Origin of the sequence: Rhodanobacter denitrificans (assembly GCF_000230695.2) — a bacterium.
GTDB lineage: Bacteria > Pseudomonadota > Gammaproteobacteria > Xanthomonadales > Rhodanobacteraceae > Rhodanobacter > Rhodanobacter denitrificans.
The window spans coordinates 3,102,490-3,121,003 of record NC_020541.1; the positions used below are offsets into that span (position 1 = coordinate 3,102,490).

The window sequence follows — 18,514 nt, forward strand, 5'->3', positions numbered from 1 at the left end:
GCTCAAGTTCCCCCGCGCGCGGCCGATGTCCTGCTGGACGAACCCGATCGCCCCCACCGGCCCGCGTGCAGGAACCGACTTGATCATCCAACCGACCAGCCTGGCCGCCCTCACCTGGGCCGGTGCCGCTTCCGGCACCAGCGCGCAAAGCTGGCGCATCGGCACGGTGCTGTCGGCGCGGCCGCTGGGGCTGAACCCGCAGGGGCTGCTGGTGCTGCAGGTCGGCGCGCTCGCGGTGGAGACGGAACTGCCCGGCAGCCAGTTGCCGGCGCAGTTCCAGGTCCGCGTGCTGAGCCTGGGTGCGCAGCCGCAACTGGAGGTACTGTCGCCTCCCGCCGATCCAACCTTCCAGCGCGTGCTGCGCGAACGCCTGCCGCAGCAGAACGGCTATGCACCGCTGCTGGCCACGCTGGGCACGCTGGCGCAGCGGCCGGTATTGCGCCAGTTGCCGCCGGACCTGCGCGCAGCGCTGGCCCTGCTCGAACAATCGCTGCGCACGCCCGCCGAAATCACCCGCGGCGAAGGCCTGCGCGAGGCCGTCAGCCGCAGCGGCCTGTTCTTCGAATCCCGCCTGGCCAGCCCGCACGGCAACCTGGCGGCGCTGGCCGAGGACGACTGGAAGGGCGCGCTGCTGCGCCTGGCCGGGCTGCTCGACCGGCGCGCGCCGGCGCCGGCGCCGGCCAACCGCAGCGATGCCGCACCACCGATGCTGCAGCGTGGCATGCAGGCGCAACCGCGCGTGCCGCTGCCGCTGGTACCGGCCGACGATGGCGTGGACCCGCTGCTGGATCGCCTGCACGGCGACGTCAAGGCAGCCCTGGCACGGGTCGAGGTGGCCCAGCTGGAAGCCGGCACGAGCCCGCTGCCGGCATGGATGATCGAGATTCCGCTGCAGGGCGAGGGCGGGCGCGACGTGCTGCAGCTGCAGCTGGAGTTCAGCGCCGATCCCGTCGACGGCAGTCACGGCTGGACGCTCGGTTTCGCGCTGGACCTGCCCGCACTGGGCCCGCTGCAGGGCGAACTGCAACTGCGCGAGCCGCGGCTGACGGTGCGCCTGTGGGCCGAGCGGGCACAGACCGCGCAACGCATGGAGCGCCAGTTCGGCCCGCTGCGCCAGCGGCTGGCCGCCTGCGGCGTGCTGCTCGACCAGCTGAGCTGCCAGGTCGGCCTGCCGCAACCGCCGGGCCGGCACAGCGCCGTGCTGCTGCAGGCCACCGCATGAATGCCTCGCTGCCCCCGCGCCGGGTCAGCCTGCGGCTGGCTGGCGGCAACCACGCCGAGATCAAGCCGATGCCGCCGGAGGCGCTGGAAACGCTGCTGGCCCGCGCGCAGGTGCTGGGCCTGCCGCTGCATCACGATCCGCAGATCGCCGCCCTGCTGGCCTCGCTGCGCCTGCGCGACGACGTGCCGGTGCTGCTCTACGCGGCCGCCGCCTCGGTGCTGGCGGCCGTCTACGACGCGGCGGAAGAATGACCCGCGCGGCTCACGCCGGCCGGCGACGCAGCGCTTTCAGGAGTTGGCCGGGTGCATCTGCAGCACCAGCCTCGCCTCGTCGCGCGACAGGCCGCAGCGACTGACCAGTTGGTCGAGGTCGGCGCCTTCGCGCGCCAGCCGCTGGGCCAGTTCGTAGGATTGCCGCAGCGGCGGCGGTTGCTGCTCGATCCGGCCGAGCTGACGCTCCAGCCGCCCCAGCGCGGTCACCAGCATCGAGGTCGGCACGTCGGTACAGGCATAGCCCGCCTCGCGCGACAGCGCGCCGACACGCCGCTGCAGTTCGCGCAGCTGGCGCCAGCCGTGGAACAGCAGCAGCGACTGCACCAGCGCCAGCGCCAGCAGGACGCCCACGCCAAGTTCAAGCCACATGGCCGCCCCCGTCCTCGGCCCGGCACAGCCGGCGCACGTCGAGCAGGGCCACGAACCCGCCCTGCCAGGCCAGCACGCCGCTGACCGGATCGTCGTCGCGGCTGGCGCGCCCCGGCGGCGGCGGTGCGATTTCGATGCCGTCGCTGCACAGCAGTTCGCCGACCGCATCCACGCGCAGGCCGACGCGCTGGCCCGCCTGCGACAACATCACCACCCGCACCATGACCGGGTTCGCCGCCGGCGCCTCCGCCAGGCCCAGCCGACGGCGGCCGTCCATCACCGGCACGATGCGCCCGCGCAGGTGGCGCACGCCGAGCAGGTCCGGCGCGGCGCCCGGCACCGGGGTCAGGTCGCCGTCGCGGATGACTTCGCTGACATCGTCCAGCGGCGCCGCATACAGCTGCGTGCCGATGCGGAACGACAGCCAGTGGCGGGTGTGTGTCGCGGACGCGGGGACGGCGGCATTCATGCGACTACTCCATGGCCGGTGACGACATGCATCGGATTCATTGGCTCGAACCGGCCTGACGCGCGGCGCCGGCGGCATGCGGCAACACCGCGGCGTCGCTGTCCGGCAACGGCTGGCCGGACGCGCCGCCGCCGACGGCGCGCACAGTCGGCAGTATATCGACCGCCGGCGGCGGCGCCGCCGCCAGGCCGGCGATCCCGCCGACGCTTTCCGGGGTGGCGTGGTCGCGCGGCGCGGTCGGGTGGTCGCTCATCACCACCACCAGCACCCGCCGGTTCTGGTTGCGGCCTTCCTCGGTGGCGTTGTCGGCGATCGGGCGCGTCTCGCCCCAGCCGATGATGCCCAGCCGCGCCGGGGCGATCCCGTTGGTGGAAAACAGCCGCGCCACGCGCGCCGCGCGCGCCGCCGACAGTTCCCAGTTCGACGGGTACAGCGTGTTGCTGATCGGCTTGTCGTCGGTAAAGCCCTCCACCCGCAGCGGGTTGCCGAAGCGGGCCAGGATCGCCGCCAGGTCGCGCAGCACCGCCGTGGCCGGCTCCGACAGTTGCGCCACGCCGCTGGGAAACAGGATGTCGGTGCGGATCTCGATTTCCAGCCAGTCGGGCTTGTGCCGGACCACCACCAGCTTGCGGTCGATCAGGGGCTGCAGCGCCTTGCGCACCTGGTCCTCGATGCGCCCCAGGGTTTCCTGCGGCTTCGACTGGTGGCCCGCCTCGCGCCCGCTGCCGCCGCTGGCGGGCACCGGATGCGGCGGGATCGGCACCGCGATCGGCACGATCGACGAACCCGACTGCCCGGCCGGCGCGGCGATCGCCGGCGCGACGTTGTGCGGCCGGATCCGCGTCGGCGGCAGCGGCGCGATCGCGTGGCTGGAGCCGTTGAACGCCTCGATCAGCGACTCGGACATCACCCGGAACTTGCCTTCGTTGACCACCGACACCGCATACATCACCACGAAGAACGCGAGCAGCAGGGTCATCAGGTCGGCGTAGGGGATCGCCCAGGCCTCGTGATTGACGTGTTCCTCGTGCTTGTGCCTTCTCATGCCACGTAACCTTGCAGGCGCGCCTCGATCTGCCGCGGGTTGTCGCCCTGCGCGATCGACACCAGACCCTCGATCAGGATCTCGCGCATCTGCGTCTGCTTGCTGATCAGGCCCTTCAGCCGCGCTGCCATCGGCAGCATGAACAGGTTGGCCAGCGCCACGCCGTAGATGGTGGCCACGAAGGCCGCGGCGATGCCGTGGCCGAGCTTGCTCGGGTCGGCCAGGTTCTGCATCACCGCCATCAGGCCCATCACCGCGCCGATGATGCCCAGCGTGGGCGAGTAGATGCCGGCCATTTCGTACACCTTGGCGCCGGCCAGGTCGATCGCCTCGCGCGTTTCCAGGTCCACCTCCAGCACGCTGCGGATCGCCTCCGGCTCGCCGCCGTCGACCAAGAGCTGCAGCCCCTTGCTGACGAACGGGTCGGGCTCCGCCTCGATCTGCGGCTCCAGCCCGAGCAGGCCCTGCCGCCGCGAGATCTCGCTCCAGCCGACGATGCGGCTGATCAGGTCGCCCGGCTGGTGCCGGGGCGGCCGGTAGACCATCGAGAGCATCTTGAACGCTTGCTTGAGCACCTTGCCCTGGTTCTGCACCAGCAGGGCGGCGGCCGTGCCGGCGAAGACGATCACGAACGCCGCGGGATTCCACAGCGCGCCCACGGTGGAACCCTTGAGGATGGTGCCCACGATGATGACCACGAAGGCCAGAATGGTGCCGATGATGCTTACCAGATCCATGCCGATCAGCCGGTCAGTTGCGGTGAAGTGGAAAGTTGCCCGGCATCGCCGGCCAGGCCGGCCAGGTCCATCACCAGCGCCAGCCGGCCGTCGCCGGTGACGGTGGCCCCGGCGATGCCCGGCACGCCGTCGAACAGCGGCCCCAGCGGCTTGACGATGACGTCCTCGCGGCCGAGTACCTCGTGCACCAGGCAGCCGAGGCGCTGGTGGCCGATGTGCAGCACCACCACGTGCCGCCCCGCCGCCACCATCGCGGCGGCCCAGCCGGCCAGGTCGAGCAGCGGCAGCGCGCGACCGCGGTGACGGGCCACCAGGCGCCCGTCCAGCAGGCAGTCCTGGTCCGCATCGAGTTCGAACACCTCCTCCACGTTGCCCATCGGCAAGGCGAACAGGCGCGTGCCCACGCGCACCATCAGCACGCGCAGCACCGCCAGGGTCAGCGGCACGGTCAGTTCCAGTTCGCTGCCGTGGCCCAGCTGCGAGCGCACCTGCAAGGTGCCGCCGAGTTCGGCCACGCGGGTCTTCACCACGTCCATGCCGACACCGCGGCCGGAGATGTCGGAGACCGCCGCGGCGGTGCTGAAGCCCGGACGGAAGATCAGCTCGTAGCACTCGGCCTCGCTCAGCCGCGAGGCCTGCGCAGCGTCGATCACGCCCTTCTCCACCGCCTTGCGGCGCAGGATCGCCGGATCCATGCCGCGACCGTCGTCGCGCACCGCGATCACGATACGCTCGCCGCGCTGGCTGGCCGACAGGCACACGCGCCCCTTGCGCGGCTTGCCTGCCCGTTCGCGCTCGGCCGGCTGCTCCACGCCGTGGTCGAGCGCGTTGCGCAGCAGGTGGATCAGCGGATCGGCCAGCGCCTCGACCAGGCTGCGGTCGAGGTCGGTGCCCTCGCCTTCCAGCACCAGTTCCACGTCCTTGCCGAGCTGGCGCGCCAGGTCGCGCACGATCCGCGGGAAGCGCTGGAACAGCCGGCCGACCGGCTGCATGCGCATGCCCATCACGGCGTTCTGCAATTCGTCGGTGACCCGGTCCAGCTCGCCGGCCGCGGCGGCCAGCACCTCGCTGCCGTGGCGCGCGGCCAGGCTGAGCAGGCGGTTGCGCACCAGCACCAGTTCGCCGGCGTGGTTGACCAAGAGGTCCAGCCGCGCGGTGTCGACCCGCACGCTGTTTTCCGCCGGCGCCGCATGATGCGCCGCCGTGGCCGCGGCGGGTTTCGGCGCAACCATTTCGGCCACCGCCGCCGGCGCCATCGCGGCTGCCGCGGCCGGCTGCCCGGCCTTGCCGTGCAAGGCGTCCAGCAACGCCTCGAACTCGTCGTCGTCGATCGTCGCGGACGCGGCCGGCGCGACCGGCAACGCGGCCGGCGCGACGGTACCCGGCGCAGCGCTGCCGTACATGCTGTCCAGCAGCGCCTCGAACTCGCTGTCGTCGATCGCGCCGCCGTCCGCCGACGGCGCCGGCGTGGCCGCTGGCGCCACGACCGGAGCCGGCCGGGCTCCCGGCAGCAGCGATTGCAGCAACGCCGGCGGCGGCATGTCCAGCGGCGCCTCGGTGCTCACCGCAGCCATCATGTCGTTGAGCAGGTCGAGCGCCTCGAGCAGCGCATCCATGTGGACGGCGCCGAGCACCACCTTGCCGTTGCGGGCCTCGTTGAGCAGGTCCTCGGCGTGATGGCACAGCACCACCATCGGCTCGAGCGCGAGAAAGCCGGCGCCGCCCTTGACGGTGTGGAAGGCGCGGAACACCGCATTCAGCAGCTCGCCGTCGCCCGGCGCCGCTTCCAGCCCGACCAGCTGCTCGCCCAGCCGCTGCAGCAGTTCGCCGGCCTCGACCAGGAAATCCTGGCGCAGCTCGCTGTCGAATTCCGCATTCATGACCGGCGGCTCGTCAAAACCCGAATTCGCTGAGCAGGCGGTCGGCATCTTCCTGGCTGGAGACCTTGGCCGCCTTGGCCGGCGCCTCGCTGCCGGCCAGCGCACCGGTCAGGCGCACCAGTTCCAGCAGCGACGACTCGACCGTGCCGATGAAGCTGGCCACCTTCTTGATGCGCTGCCCGGTCAGGTCCTGCCACGACTGCGCCAGCACCATGTCGGCGAGGCCGTCGCGGCAGCTGCCGGCGAACGCCACCGCCTCGCGCGCCAGCACCGCGGCGGCGTCGTTGCCGTTGGTCCACTCCAGCACCTGGCCGGCATTGCGCGTCAGCGACTCGGCCTGCGGCCGCATGCGTTCGGCGAAGTCGAGGCTGCGATGCGCCGCCTGCGCGCTCATCTCCAGCGCGTCCTGCAGGTGCTGGCGCGCGTCGGCCACGATGCCGGGCACGCCTTCCTGGGTCAGTTCGCCGCCGAGCCGGCGCACCGCATCGTGCAGGTCGCGGGCCAGCTGGCCGAGCGCGCGGAACAGGCGCTGCTCGCGCTGGCGCACCATCACGTCCAGCGCCTGCTCGAACGCCTGGCCGTCGGGGCTGTTCAGCAGATCGCGCAGTTCGGGCGGCAGCGTCTCGTCGATGGCGAGGGGGGAAGAAACGTTCATGCGCTGACTCCGCTGGCGGCGATCCGTTCGAAGATCTTGGTGAGTTTTTCCTTGAGCGTGACCGCGGTGAACGGCTTGACGATGTAGCCGTTCACGCCGGCCTGCGCGGCGGCGATGATCTGGTCGCGGTTGTTCTCCGCGGTGACCATCAGCACCGGCAGGCCCTTCAGCGCCTCCTCGGCGCGGATCGCGCGCAGCAGGTCGATGCCGGTCATGTTCGGCATGTTCCAGTCGGTCACCACCAGGTCGAACGGCTGGCTGCGCAGCAGCGCCAGCGCGCTCTCGCCATCGTCGGCCTCCTGGATCAGCGGGTTGCTGAAACCCAGCTCGACCAGCAGGTTGCGGACGATCCGGCGCATGGTGGAAAAATCGTCCACCACCAGGATTTTCATGTTCTTGTCCAAACGCTTTCTCCACGTGCGGTACAGGCCGAGGTCCGGCCGCGGGGATTCAATGGGTTACTGGATCAACTGCGCCAGCCGGCAAGTCGTGCGCGCAGCCGGATCACCGCCTGGCCATGGATCTGGCACACGCGCGACTCGCTCACGCCGAGCACGGCGCCGATTTCCTTGAGGTTCAATTCCTGCTCGTAGTACAGCGACATCACCAGCTGCTCGCGCTCGGGCAGGCCGCCGATCGCCTCGGCCAGCGCCTCGCGCATGCCGTCGCGCTCGATGTTCTCCGACGGCCCCAGGCTGCCTTCGTCGGCCACGTCGAGCACCGTGCCCTCCTCGCCGTCGTCCGAGGCGGTGAGGCTGAGCAGGCGTACGCAGGCCGCATCGGCGAGCACCTGGTGGTACTCCTCCGCGCTGATGCCGAGCCGGCGGATCACCTCGGCATCGTCGGCCTCCGCGCCGGTCTCGGTCTCGATCTGGCGGATCGTCTCGGCCACCTCGCGGGTCTTGCGGTGCACCGAGCGCGGGGTCCAGTCGGTCTTGCGCAACTCGTCCAGCATCGCGCCACGGATGCGGATGCCCGCATACGTCTCGAAGCTGGCCCCCTTGTCGTGGGCAAAATGGCGCGCCGCCTCCAGCAAACCGATCATTCCCGCCTGGATCAGGTCGCCCACATCGACGCTGGCCGGCAACCGCCCCATCAGGTGATAGGCGATCCTCCGCACCAGCGGCGCGTGCCGACGCACCAGTTCGTCGGCACTCTCGCGGGAGAGTTGCAGATATTCCGAAGCCACACTCATCTCGGCACCCCACCCACCGGTGTTGTCCGGCCAGCAAAAAAAGCAATCCGGTCGAGACCCGCGCGCTCGGGCTCCACCCACTTATCGGCCGCACCGGCCAATTGCTTGAATGCCAGCGCGGCATGGCTGGACGGCCACAGGTCGACCACCGCGCACTGCCGGCGAATGGCCTGGCGCAGGCGCTCGTCGTGCGGCACCCAGCCGCCGAACTCGATCACCACGTCGAGGAAACGGTCGCTGACCCGCGCCAGCTTCTGGTGCAGCGCGCGCGCGTCGCCCTCGTTGCGCACCATGTTGGCGACCATGCGGATGCGGCGCACGCCGAAATCGCGGCTGAGCACCTTGGTCAGGCCGTAGGCGTCGGTCAGCGACGCCGGCTCGTCGCACACCACCACGATCACCTCGGCGGCGGCGGCGGCGAACATCGTCACGTTGTCCGACAGGCCGGCAGCGGTGTCCACCAGCAGGTATTCGGGCGGCTGCGCCAGTTCGTCGAAGGCGCGGATGATCGCCGCGTGCTCGCCGCTGGAGAGCTGCGCCAGCCGGCGCGCGCCGGAGCCGGCCGGCACCACGCGCAGGCCACGCGGTGCGCTCAGCATCAATTCGTCCAGCGTGCACTCGCCGTCGAGCAGGTGGCCGATGTGGCGCGACGGCGCGAGGCCCAGCATCACGTCGACATTGGCCAGGCCCATGTCGGCATCCAGCAGCACCACGTCGCGCCCGGCCACCGACAGCGCCATGCCCAGGTTCACCGCCACCGTGCTCTTGCCGACGCCGCCCTTGCCGCCGGCCACCGCGATGGTGCGGCAGTGCCGGCGCGCGGCGGGTGCGGCGGCCAGCAGGCTGCTGGCCTGGTGGTGCGCGGGCGGCGCCTCCGCGGCGGGCCGGCGGGTCATCGCCGACAGCATCTGCGTCAGCCCGGAAGCCTGGTCCATCGCCAGTACCCCGCTCATGCGCCAGCCACCGCGAAGCCGAAGCGCTCGGCCATCAGGCCGTCGTCGGGCGGCGGGCTTTTCAGCGACTGCGCGGCGCGGCACACCAGCACGCGTGCGTCCGCCGCGGCGATGTCCTCGGGCACGCGCTGGCCGTCGGTGACGTAGTCCAGCGGCAGCCGGTGGCGGATCAGCACCGACAGCGCGCCGCCCAATGCCGGCGCCTCGTCCAGCTTGGTCAGGATGCAGGCCTGCGGCTGCAGCGGCAGGTAGGCGCGCACCGCTTCGTCCAGCGACTGCGATTGCGCGTTCGCCGCCAGCACCAGGCAGGCGCGCAGGCCGCTGGCGTCGGCGAGGATCTCCAGTTGCTGGTTGAGCCGCGGGTCGCTACCGGCGACGCCGGCGGTATCGATCAGCACGGTATGGCTGCCGCGCAGCATCTCCAGCACCTTGCGCAGGCTCGCCGCGTCGTAGGCCGGGTAGACCCGCGCGCCGAGCAGCCGGCCGTAGTGCTCCAGTTGCGCGGCGGCGCCGATGCGGTAGTGGTCGGTGCTGACCAGCGCCACCTGGTCGGCACCGTGGCGCATCACCGCGCGGGCCGCCAGCTTGGCGATGGTGGTGGTCTTGCCCACGCCGGTCGGCCCGACCAGCGCGACCACGCCACTGTCGTCGCCGGACAGGTCGCGGCCGCTCACCAGCAGGCTGCGGCTGAGCATGCCCAGCGGCAGGTAGCGCGCCTGCTCGGCGTTGATCGGCTCGGGCAGCTCGGCCACCAGGGCGCGCGCCACGTCGGCTTCGATGCCCAGCCGGGTCATCTCGCGCAGGATCCGCGCGCGCAGCGGCTGGCGCCGCTCCATGTCGTTCCAGGCCAGGCTGGACAGCTGCATCTCCAGCATCTCGCGCAGGCTGCCCAGTTCGCTGCGCAGCTGCGCGGTGTCCTGTGCGGCGCGTTCCACCAGCGGGCGCATCGCCGGCATCTCGTTCGCCGGCGGCGGTACGACGGCCACGCGCGGGCGCGGCGGCGGCGCGGTCGCCGCGGCCGGCTCGGGCTGAGGTTCGGCGATCGTCGCCTGGGACGGTGCGGCCGCGAGCGGCGCACCGTGCCGGACCGCCTCGCGCACCAGCGACTCGTCGTAGTCGATCGCGGCCACCAGCTCGATGCCTTCATCCAGCCGGCGGGTGGACAGGATCACCGCTTCCGGTCCCTGCTCTTCGCGCACTTCGCGCATCGCCTGGCGCATGTCCGGCGCCACGAAACGTTTGATCTTCATGTCCGATTGCTCCGCTGCATCACGCGGACGACGCGGCGGGAGAGCCGCCGAGTGGAAGTTCCGGTTGCGCGTTGCCTGACCATCGCCATCTCATCCATCCTGTTCACCGCCCCAGCGCCTGCACCAGTCGCACCCGACGGTTGTCGGGCACCTCGTTGTAAGCGAGTACGTGCAGGTTCTGTGCCACGTGGCGGGTGAAGCGCGCGAGCCACGGCCGCAGCAGTGGCGCGACCAACAGCACCGCCGGTTCGCCGCTCAATTCCTGGCGCCGCGCGGCGTCGGCCACGCTCTGCTGCAGGCGGTCGGCCAGGCCCGGTTCCACCGCGGCGCCGGCCACGCCACCGCCGCCGGACAGCGAGCCGAGCAGGATCTGTTCGAGCTCGGGCGCCAGCGTGATCACCGGCACCTCGGTGCCCAGCCCGGTGATCTCCTGCACGATCTGCCGGCCCAGCGCGACGCGCACGGCGGCGGTCAGTACGCCGGGATCCTGACTCTGCCCGGCGTGCTCCGCCAAGGATTCGACGATGCTGCGCATGTTGCGGATCGGCACCCGCTCGGCCAGCAGGTTCTGCAGCACCTTGACCACCACGCCCAGCGTCAGCCGCTTGGGCACCAGGTCCTCGACCAGCTTCGGCGCGTTGGCGGCGAGCCGGTCCAGCAGTTGCTGCACGTCCTGGTGGCTGAGCAGCTCGTGCGCGTGGCCCTGCAGGATGTGCGACAGGTGGGTGGCGATCACCGTGGCCGGGTCGACCACGGTGTAGCCGTAGCTCTGCGCCAGCTCGCGCTGGCCGCTCTCGATCCACACCGCTTCCAGCCCGAACGCCGGATCCTGCGTGGCGATGCCCTGCAGGGTGCCGTGCACCTGGCCCGGATTGATCGCCATCAGGCGCTCGTTGTGCACCTCGGCCTCGCCCATCGGCACCCCCATCAGGGTGATCCGGTAGGTGTTGGGACCTAAGTCGAGGTTGTCGCGGATGTGCACCGCCGGCACCAGGAAGCCCAGCTCCTGCGACAGCTTGCGGCGCACCGACTTGATCCGCCCCATCAGCTCGCCGCCCTGGTGCACGTCGACCAGCGGGATCAGCCGGTAGCCCACTTCCAGGCCCAGCGGATCGACGCTGGCCACATCCTCCCAGCCCAGCTCCACCCGCTCGGGCGCCACGGCGGCAGCCGGCTTTTCGGCGACCGACTCGGCCAGTTTGGCGCGGGTATCGCGCTCGCGCTTCAGCAGCATCCACGCCGCGCCGCCGCAGCTGGCGCCGAGCAGCAGGAACGCCACGTTCGGCATGCCGGGAATCAGCCCCATCACGGTCAGCACCGCCGCCGCCACGCCGAGCGCGCGCGGCTGGCCGAACACCTGGCCGATCACCTGCTTGCCCATGTCCTGCGACTTCGACACGCGGGTGACGATGATCGCCGCCGCCACCGACAGCATCAGCGCCGGCACCTGCGCCACCAGGCCGTCGCCGATGGTCAGCAGGGTATAGGTCTTGGCCGCCTCGCCGGCCGACAGGCCGTGCTGCATCACGCCGACGAAGAAGCCGCCGACGATGTTGATGATGAGGATCAGGATGCCGGCGGTGGCGTCGCCGCGCACGAACTTGGAGGCGCCGTCCATCGAGCCGTAGAAGTCCGCCTCCTCGCGCACTTCCTGGCGCCGCTCGCGCGCCTGCTCCTGGGTCAGCAGGCCGGCGTTGAGGTCGGCGTCGATCGCCATCTGCTTGCCGGGCATGGCATCGAGGGTGAACCGCGCGGTCACTTCCGACACGCGGGTGGCGCCCTTGGTGACCACCACGAAGTTGATGATGGTGATGATCGCGAACACCACCAGGCCGACCGCGAAGTTGCCGCCGATCACGAACTCGCCGAACGCCTCGATCACCTTGCCGGCGGCGCCGGGGCCGTCATGCCCGTGCAGCAGCACCACGCGGGTGGAAGCGATGTTCAGCGCGAGCCGCAGCAGCGTCGCCATCAGCACCACGGTGGGGAATGCGGCGAACTCCAGCGGTCGCATCACGTAGACCACCGCCAGCAGGATCACCAGCGACAGCGCGATGTTGAAGCTGAACAGCATGTCGAGCAGGAACGGCGGCAGCGGCAACATCAGCATCGCCAGCATCACCAGCATCATCACCGGCGCGCCAATACCCCGTCGCGCCAGGTGTTTGAAATTGCCCAGTACATCTGCACCCGTCATGGATTTGACTCGTCGTTATTCGCGGTAAGGCCCCATCAGGTCCGGATCGACCTCGGGGGTGGGCGCTGCCGGTGGTGTCTCGCCCTGCGCCGTGGCTTGCTTCAGCTGGTAGACGTAGGCCAGGACCTGGGCCACCGCCACGTACAGCGCGGCGGGGATTTCCCGGCCCAGTTCAGTCGTTGCATACAAGGCGCGTGCCAACGGCGGCGCCTCGACCAGCGGGATGCGATGGCTGCCCGCCACCAGGCGGATCTGCTGGGCCAGCACGTCGACGCCCTTGGCGATCACCCGCGGCGCGCCGGTGCGGCCTTCGTCGTAGCGCAAGGCCACCGCGAAGTGGGTGGGATTGACCACCACCACGTCGGCCCGCGGCAAGTCCTCCATCATGCGGCGGCGCGCCTGCGCCTGCTGCACCTGGCGGATGCGCCCCTTCATCTCGGGGTTGCCTTCGCTTTCCTTCATCTCGTCGCGGATCTCCTGGCGGGTCATGCGCAGGTTTTTCGCGTGGTCGAATTTCTGGTAGATGGCATCGATGCCGCCGATCAGCGCCAGCATCGCGCCGAACCACAGCGCGGCGCGGCCGAGCAGGCCGATCGACTGCGCGATCCCGGCCAGCACCGAACCGCGGCCGGTGGCCTGCAACTCGCCCTGCCAGTGCCGCAGCAGCAGGGCCAGCACCGCGCCGATGAACAGCAGCTTCAGCAGCGCCTTGCCCAGCTCGACCAGACCGCGCATCGCGAAGATCCGGCCCAGCCCCTTGACCGGGTCGAGCCGCTCGAACTTCGGCTGCAACGCCTGCGCGCTGAAGTTCATCCCGCCCAGCAGCAACGGCGCGGCCAGCGTGGCCAGCATCGTCGCCAGCGCCACCGGCGCGAACAGCCCCAACGCCTCGTACACCACCGCATGCAGCGTGCGGCCCGGCAAGTCATCGCTGAACAAGGCGTCGCGCGAGTAATGCATGCCCAGCGAGAAGATCCGCCTGGCATGCACCAGCGCCTGCTCGCCGCCGCTCATCAGCGCCGCCACGCCGGCCAGCACCACCAGCGCGCCGGACAGGTCGCGCGATCGCGGAACCTCGCCCTTCTCGCGCGATTCGCGAAGCTTCTTCTCGGTCGGTTGTTCGGTTTTTTCCTGGTCGCTGTCGTCGGACATGGCCTCAGCCTCCGAACAGTTGGCGCATCAGCGACCAAGCGCTATCCTGCAGCGCCTCGAACGCGCCCGGCAGGCTGCGCAGCGACAGCCACAGGGCGATGAAGCCCAGCGACACGGTGATCGGGAAGCCCACTGCGAACAGGTTCATCGACGGCGCCGCGCGGCTGATCGCGGCGAAGCCGATGTTCACCACCAGCAGCGAGGTCACCGCCGGCAGCGCCACCCGCACCGCACCGGCAAACAGTTCCGCGGCGAAGCCGACCACCGCGTGCAGGCCGTTGGCGTCGATCGTCGGCACGCCCGGCGGCAGGCTGCGGAAGCTGTCGGCGAGCAGCGCGATCAGGCGCAGATGGCCGTCCATCGCCAGGAACAGCAAGGTCACCAGCAGCAGGTAGAACTGGCTGAGCACGTTCGAGCTGCCGCCGGCCTGTGGGCTGATCACCTCGGCAAAACCCAGGCTCATGCTCTGCCCTACCAGCTCGCCGCCGAACGACACCGCCTCGAACACCAGCTTCAGCACGAAGCCCACCGCCGCGCCGATCAGCACCTGTGCGGCCATCGTCGCCACGCCGTCGCCGCTGAGCGGGTCGATCGTCGCCGGCGCCAGCGGCGCCAGCACCAGCGCCAGCACCACCACCACGCCGACGCGAACCCGCGCCGACACCACCGTCGCGCTGAACACCGGCGCCACCAGGCACAGCCCGCTGACCCGGCCGACCGCCCAGAACAGGCTGCCCAGCCACGCCGGCAACTGCGCCAGGTCCAGCGCCGTCATCTGACCGCGCCCGGCAGGCTCTCGATCAGCTGCGTGGTGTACTGCACCAGCAGGCGCAGCATCCACGGCCCGGCGATCAGCGCCACCAGCGCCATCGCGATCAGCTTGGGGATGAAGCTCAGCGTCATCTCATTGATCTGCGTGGCCGCCTGGATCACGCCCACCAGCAGGCCCACCGCCAGCGCGGTCAGCAGCAGCGGCGCGGCCACCAGCATCGCCACGTAGAGCGCGTGCTGGCCGATCTCCATGATGGATTCGGGGGTCATGGGCAGGCTCCGGTAGTGTGCTTCGCCGCAGCAGCGGCGGAGCGCTGTCGCGCCTGCAACTGCAGGAGCGCACTTGTGTGCGATGCTCTTGCTTCGTTCAGGGCAAAAAGCTTCAGAGGCAAGAGCTTTCGTGCGCCTGCGGCGCCCGAGTTACTTCTCTTTTGCTTGTCCAAAAGAGAAGTAACCAAGAGAAAACGACCCCCCGCTTGGCGCTTGCCGGGCATCCTGCCCGGCAAGTCCGTGAGCCGGGGCCGGGCTTTTCGAACGGGCATCCTGCCCGTGCGAAAAGGAACCGACATCCCTGTCGGTTCCCGCTGCGCGGCCTGTCGACCCCGACTCACCGCCGCGCAAGGGACCCCGGTAGAGCAGCGGGCCATCGTGGCCCGCACTCGGTGATGAAGCCGGGAAGCAAAAGCCAGAGAGCAAGGCCCAGCGCTGCTGTTGCACTGCCGTTGATCCGGCTGTTGATCTGGCTGTTGCTCTGGCTTTTCTGAAGAGTGCGGGCCACGATGGCCCGCTGCTCTACCCGGGGCCCCTCTGCAGCGGCGGGCGGGCGAAGGAAAGCCCGCAGGGTGGCCGGCAGGGATGCCGGCCAGTTTGGCGTCAGGGCAGGATGCCCTGTCGACAAACCCCGTAGCCCGCACGCGGACTTTCCGGGCAGGATGCCCGGAAAGCGCGGAAGCGGGGTGGCCTTTCTCTTGGGTTACTTTCTCTTTGGCCACGCAAAGAGAAAGTGACTCGGCTGCCGCAGGCAGACGAAAGCTCTTGCTCTGAAAGCTCTTAGCTCCGAATGCAGAGACAAGCGAGAGCATCGCCCGCGAGCGGGCTCCCACAAAGGTTACGGCCAGCCGACGCACGGTCACGTGTAGAAGCTCCCGGCCAGGGTCCCGAGCAGCAGCGTCCACCCATCCACCAGCACGAACAGCATGATCTTGAACGGCAGCGAGATGATCATCGGCGAGACCATCATCATGCCCATCGACATCAGCACGCTGGCCACCACCAAGTCGATGATCAGGAACGGGATGAACAGCAGGAAGCCCATCTGGAACGCGGTCTTCAGCTCGCTGGTGAGGAACGCCGGCATCGCCACCTTGAACGGCACGTCCGCCTTGGCCGCATAGGGCTTCTCGCCAGCCAGCCGTGTGAACAGCGCCAGGTCCGCTTCGCGGGTCTGGTCGAGCATGAACTGCTTGAACGGCGCCGACGCCGCCGGCAGCGCCTGTTCGGCGGCCAACTGGCCGTCCATGTACGGCTTCACGCCGTCGGCGTAGGACTTGTTCAGCACCGGCGACATCACGAACAGGGTGAGGAACAGCGCCAGCCCCAGCAGCACCTGGTTCGGCGGGGTCGATTGGGTGCCCAGCGCCTGGCGCAGGAAACCGAGCACGATGATGATGCGGGTGAACGAGGTCATCATCAGCGCGATCGCCGGCAGCAGGGTCAGCGCGGTCATCAGCGCCAGCACCTGCAGCGACAGCGTCCAGCTCTGTCCGCCGCCGGGCACGTTCTGCACGTTGACCAGCGGAATGCCCGGCGGCGGCGCCGCCAGCGCCACTAGCGGCAACAGCAGCAGCGACGCGGCCACGATCCAGCGCCAGGTCCTCATGCACTGCGCTTCCAGCGTGCTAGCAGCTCGCCGAACGCAGGCAGGGGCGCCGCGGCGGCGGGTTCGATCGCGACGGGCTCGGCCGGCGTGCCGTCGTAGACGTGCAGCGTGCGCATGCCGCCCGGGCCCACGCCGACCAGCAGGCGCTTGCCGTCGGCGTCGAGCAGCAGCACGCGCTCGCGCGCGCCCACCGCCATCGCCTCCACGCAGCGGATGCGCCGCCCGCCGGGCCGACTGCGCGCCTGCAGGCGCCGGCTCAGCCAGCCCGCCACGAAAATCAGCGCCACCACGGCGGCCAGGCTGAGCAGCACGCGCACCAGCTCGCCGCCCACGTTGACGTCGGCGGCGGGCAGCGCTACCGGCGCCAACGCCGCGACGATCCTATTCCCTATTCCCGATTCCCTGTTCACGGCTTCACCGCAACTTGCGCACGCGTTCGGCCGGGCTGATCACGTCGGTCAGGCGGATGCCGAACTTCTCGTTGATCACCACCACCTCGCCGTGCGCGACCAGGGTGCCGTTGACGAACACGTCCAGCGGCTCGCCGGCGGCGCGGTCCAGTTCCACCACCGAGCCCTGGTTCAGCTGCAGCAGGTTGCGGATGCTGATGCGGGTGCGCCCGACTTCCATCGCCAGGGTCACCGGCACGTCCAGGATCATGTCGAGGTTGACCTCGCCGCTGCCGGCGGCGAGGCCATGCAGCGAATCGAACTCGACGCGTTCGCCGGCAATGGCGGAGGCAGCTTCTGTGGACTGGTTCATGCGGGAGTCTTCTCTTTGAAATGGTCGCCGGCCGCGCGCTTTTCGCGGCGCCCGGCCTGGGCATGGAAACGCACGGCGTTGCGGCCGCCGGACTGGCCGTAGTGGCCGCGGAACACCGGCACGTCCTCGGCGTAGACGGTGGCCAGCTCCGGCAGCTGCACCGGAATCACGTCGCCCGGGCGCAGGTGCAGGAACTCGCCAAGGCTGAGCTGCACGTCGAGCAGCAGCGAACTCAGGTCCACCTCCGCGTCGAACACCTCCTCCTGCAGCATCTCCGCCCAGCGGTCGTCGCGGTCGGCGCGGTCGCTCTGCACGCCGGCGTCGAGCAGGGTGCGGATCGGTTCGACCATCGCGTACGGCAGGCTCAGGTGGATCTCGCCGCCGCCGCCGTCCAGTTCGACGTGGAAGCGCGACACCACCACCGTCTCGGTCGGGCTGACGATGTTGGCGAACTGCGGATTGATCTCGGAGTTCTGGTATTCGAACTGCAGTTCCAGCACCGGCGCCCACGCTTCGGTCATCGCGCCGAACAGCTCCTCCAGCATGATCTGGATCACGCGGTTCTCGGTGGCGGTGAAGTCGCGGCCCTCGATGCGCGCGTGGTAGCGGCCGTCGCCGCCAAAGAAATTGTCGATCACGGTGAACACCAGGCGCGGCTCGAACACCACCAGCGCGGTGCCGCGCAGCGGCTTGATGCGCACCAGGTTCAGGTTGCTCGGCACCGCCAGGCTGTGCACGTACTCGGCGAACTTGACCATCTTCACGCCCAGCACCGAGACCTCGCAGGTCTTGCGCAGCACGTTGAACACGCCCAGCCGGAAGAACCGCGCGAAGCGCTCGTTGACCATTTCCAGCGTGGGCAACCGCCCGCGCACGATGCGGTCCTGCTGGGTGAAGTCGTACGCGATCACCGCATCGCTCGGCGGCGGCTGGTCGCCGCCGGTGGCCACCGCGCCGCCGCTGACGCCGTCCAGCAGCGCGTCGATCTCGTCCTGGGAAAGCAGATCGCTCATGCCTGCGGCCTCTTCGTCACTGCATCACAAAACTGGTGAAGTACAGCGCGTCGACGCCGGGCCGGCCGAGCCGCGCCTTGACGATCTTGCGCACGGCGGCCAGCGCATCGGCCTGCAGCTTCTGGCGTCCGGCGGCATCGCCGATGATCGCGAAGTCCTGGTTGCTGAACAGCGCCACCAGCGCGTCGCGGATCACCGGGTCGGCGGCCTTGGCCACCTCGATCGCCGCGGGGTCGTGCGACATCAGGGTGACCCCGACCTGCAGATAGCGCAGCGAACCCGCGTCGCGGAAATTCACCACGAAAGCCGGGTCCAGCGGCAGGTAGAGTTCGGCCTGGGCAACCTTCGGCGCCGCCTTGCCGGCCTTGCCCGGCACGGACTGGCGCGATTGCCAGACATAGCCGCCGATGCCCAGCGCCAGCAGCAGCGCCACCGACACCGCGATCACCAGCGGCTTGCGGCTCTTGCGCTCGGGCGTGGCATCGGCCACCTCGCCAGCTTGTTCCTCGTCGACCATGGAAACCTCGATCTGCAGATAGTTGAAAGGCATGCGGTGCGCGTGCCCTGCAGCAAAAGCAAACCGCGTGCCATCGACGGAAAGCGTTGCCCCGGCTCGCTTGGCGGCGGGCGCGCCAAGTGCGCGGCGCTTTCTTGACGCCCGCCGGCGCATCGACGCGACGCGATCACGGCGGA

21 protein-coding genes are annotated in these 18,514 nt (G+C 70.1%); 2 read left to right on the forward strand and 19 right to left on the reverse strand.

What is annotated here, in order from left to right:
- Positions 1-79: 79 nt before the first annotated feature.
- Positions 80-1,222, forward strand: a complete 1,143-nt coding sequence (fliK, locus tag R2APBS1_RS14440) for a flagellar hook-length control protein FliK (RefSeq protein ID WP_007506929.1) — start codon at positions 80-82, stop codon at positions 1,220-1,222.
- Positions 1,219-1,473, forward strand: a complete 255-nt coding sequence (locus R2APBS1_RS14445; RefSeq protein WP_007506934.1) for a hypothetical protein — start codon at positions 1,219-1,221, stop codon at positions 1,471-1,473. The genes fliK and R2APBS1_RS14445 overlap by 4 nt, the downstream gene beginning before the upstream one ends.
- A 36-nt stretch (positions 1,474-1,509) precedes the next feature.
- Here the strand turns inward: R2APBS1_RS14445 and R2APBS1_RS14450 are convergent, their stop codons facing one another.
- The 19 genes from R2APBS1_RS14450 to R2APBS1_RS14540 form a co-directional block, all read right to left on the reverse strand.
- Positions 1,510-1,863, reverse strand: a complete 354-nt coding sequence (locus tag R2APBS1_RS14450; RefSeq protein ID WP_015448490.1) for a DUF2802 domain-containing protein — start codon at positions 1,861-1,863, stop codon at positions 1,510-1,512.
- Positions 1,853-2,332, reverse strand: a complete 480-nt coding sequence (locus R2APBS1_RS14455) for a chemotaxis protein CheW (protein ID WP_015448491.1) — start codon at positions 2,330-2,332, stop codon at positions 1,853-1,855. The genes R2APBS1_RS14450 and R2APBS1_RS14455 overlap by 11 nt, the downstream gene beginning before the upstream one ends.
- Positions 2,333-2,369: 37 nt before the next feature.
- Positions 2,370-3,377: a flagellar motor protein MotD gene (gene motD / locus R2APBS1_RS14460; protein ID WP_015448492.1), complete on the reverse strand. Its 1,008-nt coding sequence runs from the start codon at positions 3,375-3,377 to the stop codon at positions 2,370-2,372.
- A complete protein-coding gene (locus R2APBS1_RS14465) occupies positions 3,374-4,114 on the reverse strand; it encodes a flagellar motor protein (protein WP_007506948.1) in 741 nt (246 codons plus the stop codon). Before R2APBS1_RS14465 ends, motD begins: the two co-directional genes overlap by 4 nt.
- Positions 4,115-4,119: 5 nt before the next feature.
- Positions 4,120-5,994 (reverse strand): chemotaxis protein CheA, encoded by a 1,875-nt coding sequence (locus tag R2APBS1_RS14470; protein ID WP_015448493.1) that lies wholly within the window; start codon positions 5,992-5,994, stop codon positions 4,120-4,122.
- 13 nt (positions 5,995-6,007) lie between these two features.
- Positions 6,008-6,649: a protein phosphatase CheZ gene (locus R2APBS1_RS14475; RefSeq protein ID WP_007506953.1), complete on the reverse strand. Its 642-nt coding sequence runs from the start codon at positions 6,647-6,649 to the stop codon at positions 6,008-6,010.
- Positions 6,646-7,053, reverse strand: a complete 408-nt coding sequence (cheY, locus tag R2APBS1_RS14480) for a chemotaxis response regulator CheY (RefSeq protein WP_007506954.1) — start codon at positions 7,051-7,053, stop codon at positions 6,646-6,648. Before cheY ends, R2APBS1_RS14475 begins: the two co-directional genes overlap by 4 nt.
- A 62-nt stretch (positions 7,054-7,115) precedes the next feature.
- Complete coding sequence (locus tag R2APBS1_RS14485; RefSeq protein WP_007506956.1) at positions 7,116-7,844, reverse strand: RNA polymerase sigma factor FliA; 729 nt, start codon at positions 7,842-7,844, stop codon at positions 7,116-7,118.
- Positions 7,841-8,797, reverse strand: coding sequence for a nucleotide-binding protein (locus tag R2APBS1_RS14490; protein WP_015448495.1), 957 nt, complete (start codon positions 8,795-8,797; stop codon positions 7,841-7,843). The genes R2APBS1_RS14485 and R2APBS1_RS14490 overlap by 4 nt, the downstream gene beginning before the upstream one ends.
- Positions 8,794-10,047: a flagellar biosynthesis GTPase FlhF gene (flhF, locus tag R2APBS1_RS14495; protein WP_015448496.1), complete on the reverse strand. Its 1,254-nt coding sequence runs from the start codon at positions 10,045-10,047 to the stop codon at positions 8,794-8,796. The genes R2APBS1_RS14490 and flhF overlap by 4 nt, the downstream gene beginning before the upstream one ends.
- Positions 10,048-10,150: 103 nt before the next feature.
- Entirely contained in the window at positions 10,151-12,244 is a 2,094-nt protein-coding gene (gene flhA, locus R2APBS1_RS14500; RefSeq protein ID WP_007506959.1) for a flagellar biosynthesis protein FlhA, read from the reverse strand.
- 15 nt (positions 12,245-12,259) lie between these two features.
- Positions 12,260-13,396: a flagellar biosynthesis protein FlhB gene (flhB, locus tag R2APBS1_RS14505; protein ID WP_007506960.1), complete on the reverse strand. Its 1,137-nt coding sequence runs from the start codon at positions 13,394-13,396 to the stop codon at positions 12,260-12,262.
- 4 nt (positions 13,397-13,400) lie between these two features.
- Positions 13,401-14,171 (reverse strand): flagellar biosynthetic protein FliR, encoded by a 771-nt coding sequence (fliR, locus tag R2APBS1_RS14510; protein WP_007506961.1) that lies wholly within the window; start codon positions 14,169-14,171, stop codon positions 13,401-13,403.
- Complete coding sequence (fliQ, locus tag R2APBS1_RS14515) at positions 14,168-14,437, reverse strand: flagellar biosynthesis protein FliQ (RefSeq protein ID WP_007506969.1); 270 nt, start codon at positions 14,435-14,437, stop codon at positions 14,168-14,170. The genes fliR and fliQ overlap by 4 nt, the downstream gene beginning before the upstream one ends.
- A gap of 859 nt (positions 14,438-15,296) precedes the next feature.
- Complete coding sequence (gene fliP, locus R2APBS1_RS14520) at positions 15,297-16,046, reverse strand: flagellar type III secretion system pore protein FliP (protein WP_015448497.1); 750 nt, start codon at positions 16,044-16,046, stop codon at positions 15,297-15,299.
- Complete coding sequence (gene fliO, locus R2APBS1_RS14525) at positions 16,043-16,414, reverse strand: flagellar biosynthetic protein FliO (RefSeq protein WP_015448498.1); 372 nt, start codon at positions 16,412-16,414, stop codon at positions 16,043-16,045. The genes fliP and fliO overlap by 4 nt, the downstream gene beginning before the upstream one ends.
- 46 nt (positions 16,415-16,460) lie before the next feature.
- Complete coding sequence (gene fliN / locus R2APBS1_RS14530) at positions 16,461-16,808, reverse strand: flagellar motor switch protein FliN (protein ID WP_007515026.1); 348 nt, start codon at positions 16,806-16,808, stop codon at positions 16,461-16,463.
- Positions 16,805-17,821, reverse strand: a complete 1,017-nt coding sequence (gene fliM, locus R2APBS1_RS14535) for a flagellar motor switch protein FliM (protein ID WP_007515028.1) — start codon at positions 17,819-17,821, stop codon at positions 16,805-16,807. Before fliM ends, fliN begins: the two co-directional genes overlap by 4 nt.
- A gap of 16 nt (positions 17,822-17,837) precedes the next feature.
- Positions 17,838-18,338 (reverse strand): flagellar basal body-associated FliL family protein, encoded by a 501-nt coding sequence (locus tag R2APBS1_RS14540; protein WP_015448499.1) that lies wholly within the window; start codon positions 18,336-18,338, stop codon positions 17,838-17,840.
- Between the last annotated feature and the right edge of the window lie 176 nt (positions 18,339-18,514).

Excerpts from the sequence above, each read along its gene's own strand:
- R2APBS1_RS14475 (WP_007506953.1), bottom strand. The coding sequence starts at position 6,649 with ATGAACGTTTCTTCCCCCCTCGCCATCGACGAGACGCTGCCGCCCGAA.
- fliM (WP_007515028.1), bottom strand. The coding sequence starts at position 17,821 with ATGAGCGATCTGCTTTCCCAGGACGAGATCGACGCGCTGCTGGACGGC.
- R2APBS1_RS14450 (WP_015448490.1), bottom strand. The coding sequence starts at position 1,863 with ATGTGGCTTGAACTTGGCGTGGGCGTCCTGCTGGCGCTGGCGCTGGTG.
- motD (WP_015448492.1), bottom strand. The coding sequence starts at position 3,377 with ATGAGAAGGCACAAGCACGAGGAACACGTCAATCACGAGGCCTGGGCG.
- fliQ (WP_007506969.1), bottom strand. The coding sequence starts at position 14,437 with ATGACCCCCGAATCCATCATGGAGATCGGCCAGCACGCGCTCTACGTG.
- fliN (WP_007515026.1), bottom strand. The coding sequence starts at position 16,808 with ATGAACCAGTCCACAGAAGCTGCCTCCGCCATTGCCGGCGAACGCGTC.
- R2APBS1_RS14540 (WP_015448499.1), bottom strand. The coding sequence starts at position 18,338 with ATGGTCGACGAGGAACAAGCTGGCGAGGTGGCCGATGCCACGCCCGAG.
- fliR (WP_007506961.1), bottom strand. The coding sequence starts at position 14,171 with ATGACGGCGCTGGACCTGGCGCAGTTGCCGGCGTGGCTGGGCAGCCTG.
- R2APBS1_RS14455 (WP_015448491.1), bottom strand. The coding sequence starts at position 2,332 with ATGAATGCCGCCGTCCCCGCGTCCGCGACACACACCCGCCACTGGCTG.
- R2APBS1_RS14490 (WP_015448495.1), bottom strand. The coding sequence starts at position 8,797 with ATGAGCGGGGTACTGGCGATGGACCAGGCTTCCGGGCTGACGCAGATG.
- R2APBS1_RS14470 (WP_015448493.1), bottom strand. The coding sequence starts at position 5,994 with ATGAATGCGGAATTCGACAGCGAGCTGCGCCAGGATTTCCTGGTCGAG.
- flhA (WP_007506959.1), bottom strand. The coding sequence starts at position 12,244 with ATGACGGGTGCAGATGTACTGGGCAATTTCAAACACCTGGCGCGACGG.
- flhF (WP_015448496.1), bottom strand. The coding sequence starts at position 10,047 with ATGAAGATCAAACGTTTCGTGGCGCCGGACATGCGCCAGGCGATGCGC.
- fliP (WP_015448497.1), bottom strand. The coding sequence starts at position 16,046 with ATGAGGACCTGGCGCTGGATCGTGGCCGCGTCGCTGCTGCTGTTGCCG.
- R2APBS1_RS14445 (WP_007506934.1), top strand. The coding sequence starts at position 1,219 with ATGAATGCCTCGCTGCCCCCGCGCCGGGTCAGCCTGCGGCTGGCTGGC.
- flhB (WP_007506960.1), bottom strand. The coding sequence starts at position 13,396 with ATGTCCGACGACAGCGACCAGGAAAAAACCGAACAACCGACCGAGAAG.
- R2APBS1_RS14465 (WP_007506948.1), bottom strand. The coding sequence starts at position 4,114 with ATGGATCTGGTAAGCATCATCGGCACCATTCTGGCCTTCGTGGTCATC.
- R2APBS1_RS14485 (WP_007506956.1), bottom strand. The coding sequence starts at position 7,844 with ATGAGTGTGGCTTCGGAATATCTGCAACTCTCCCGCGAGAGTGCCGAC.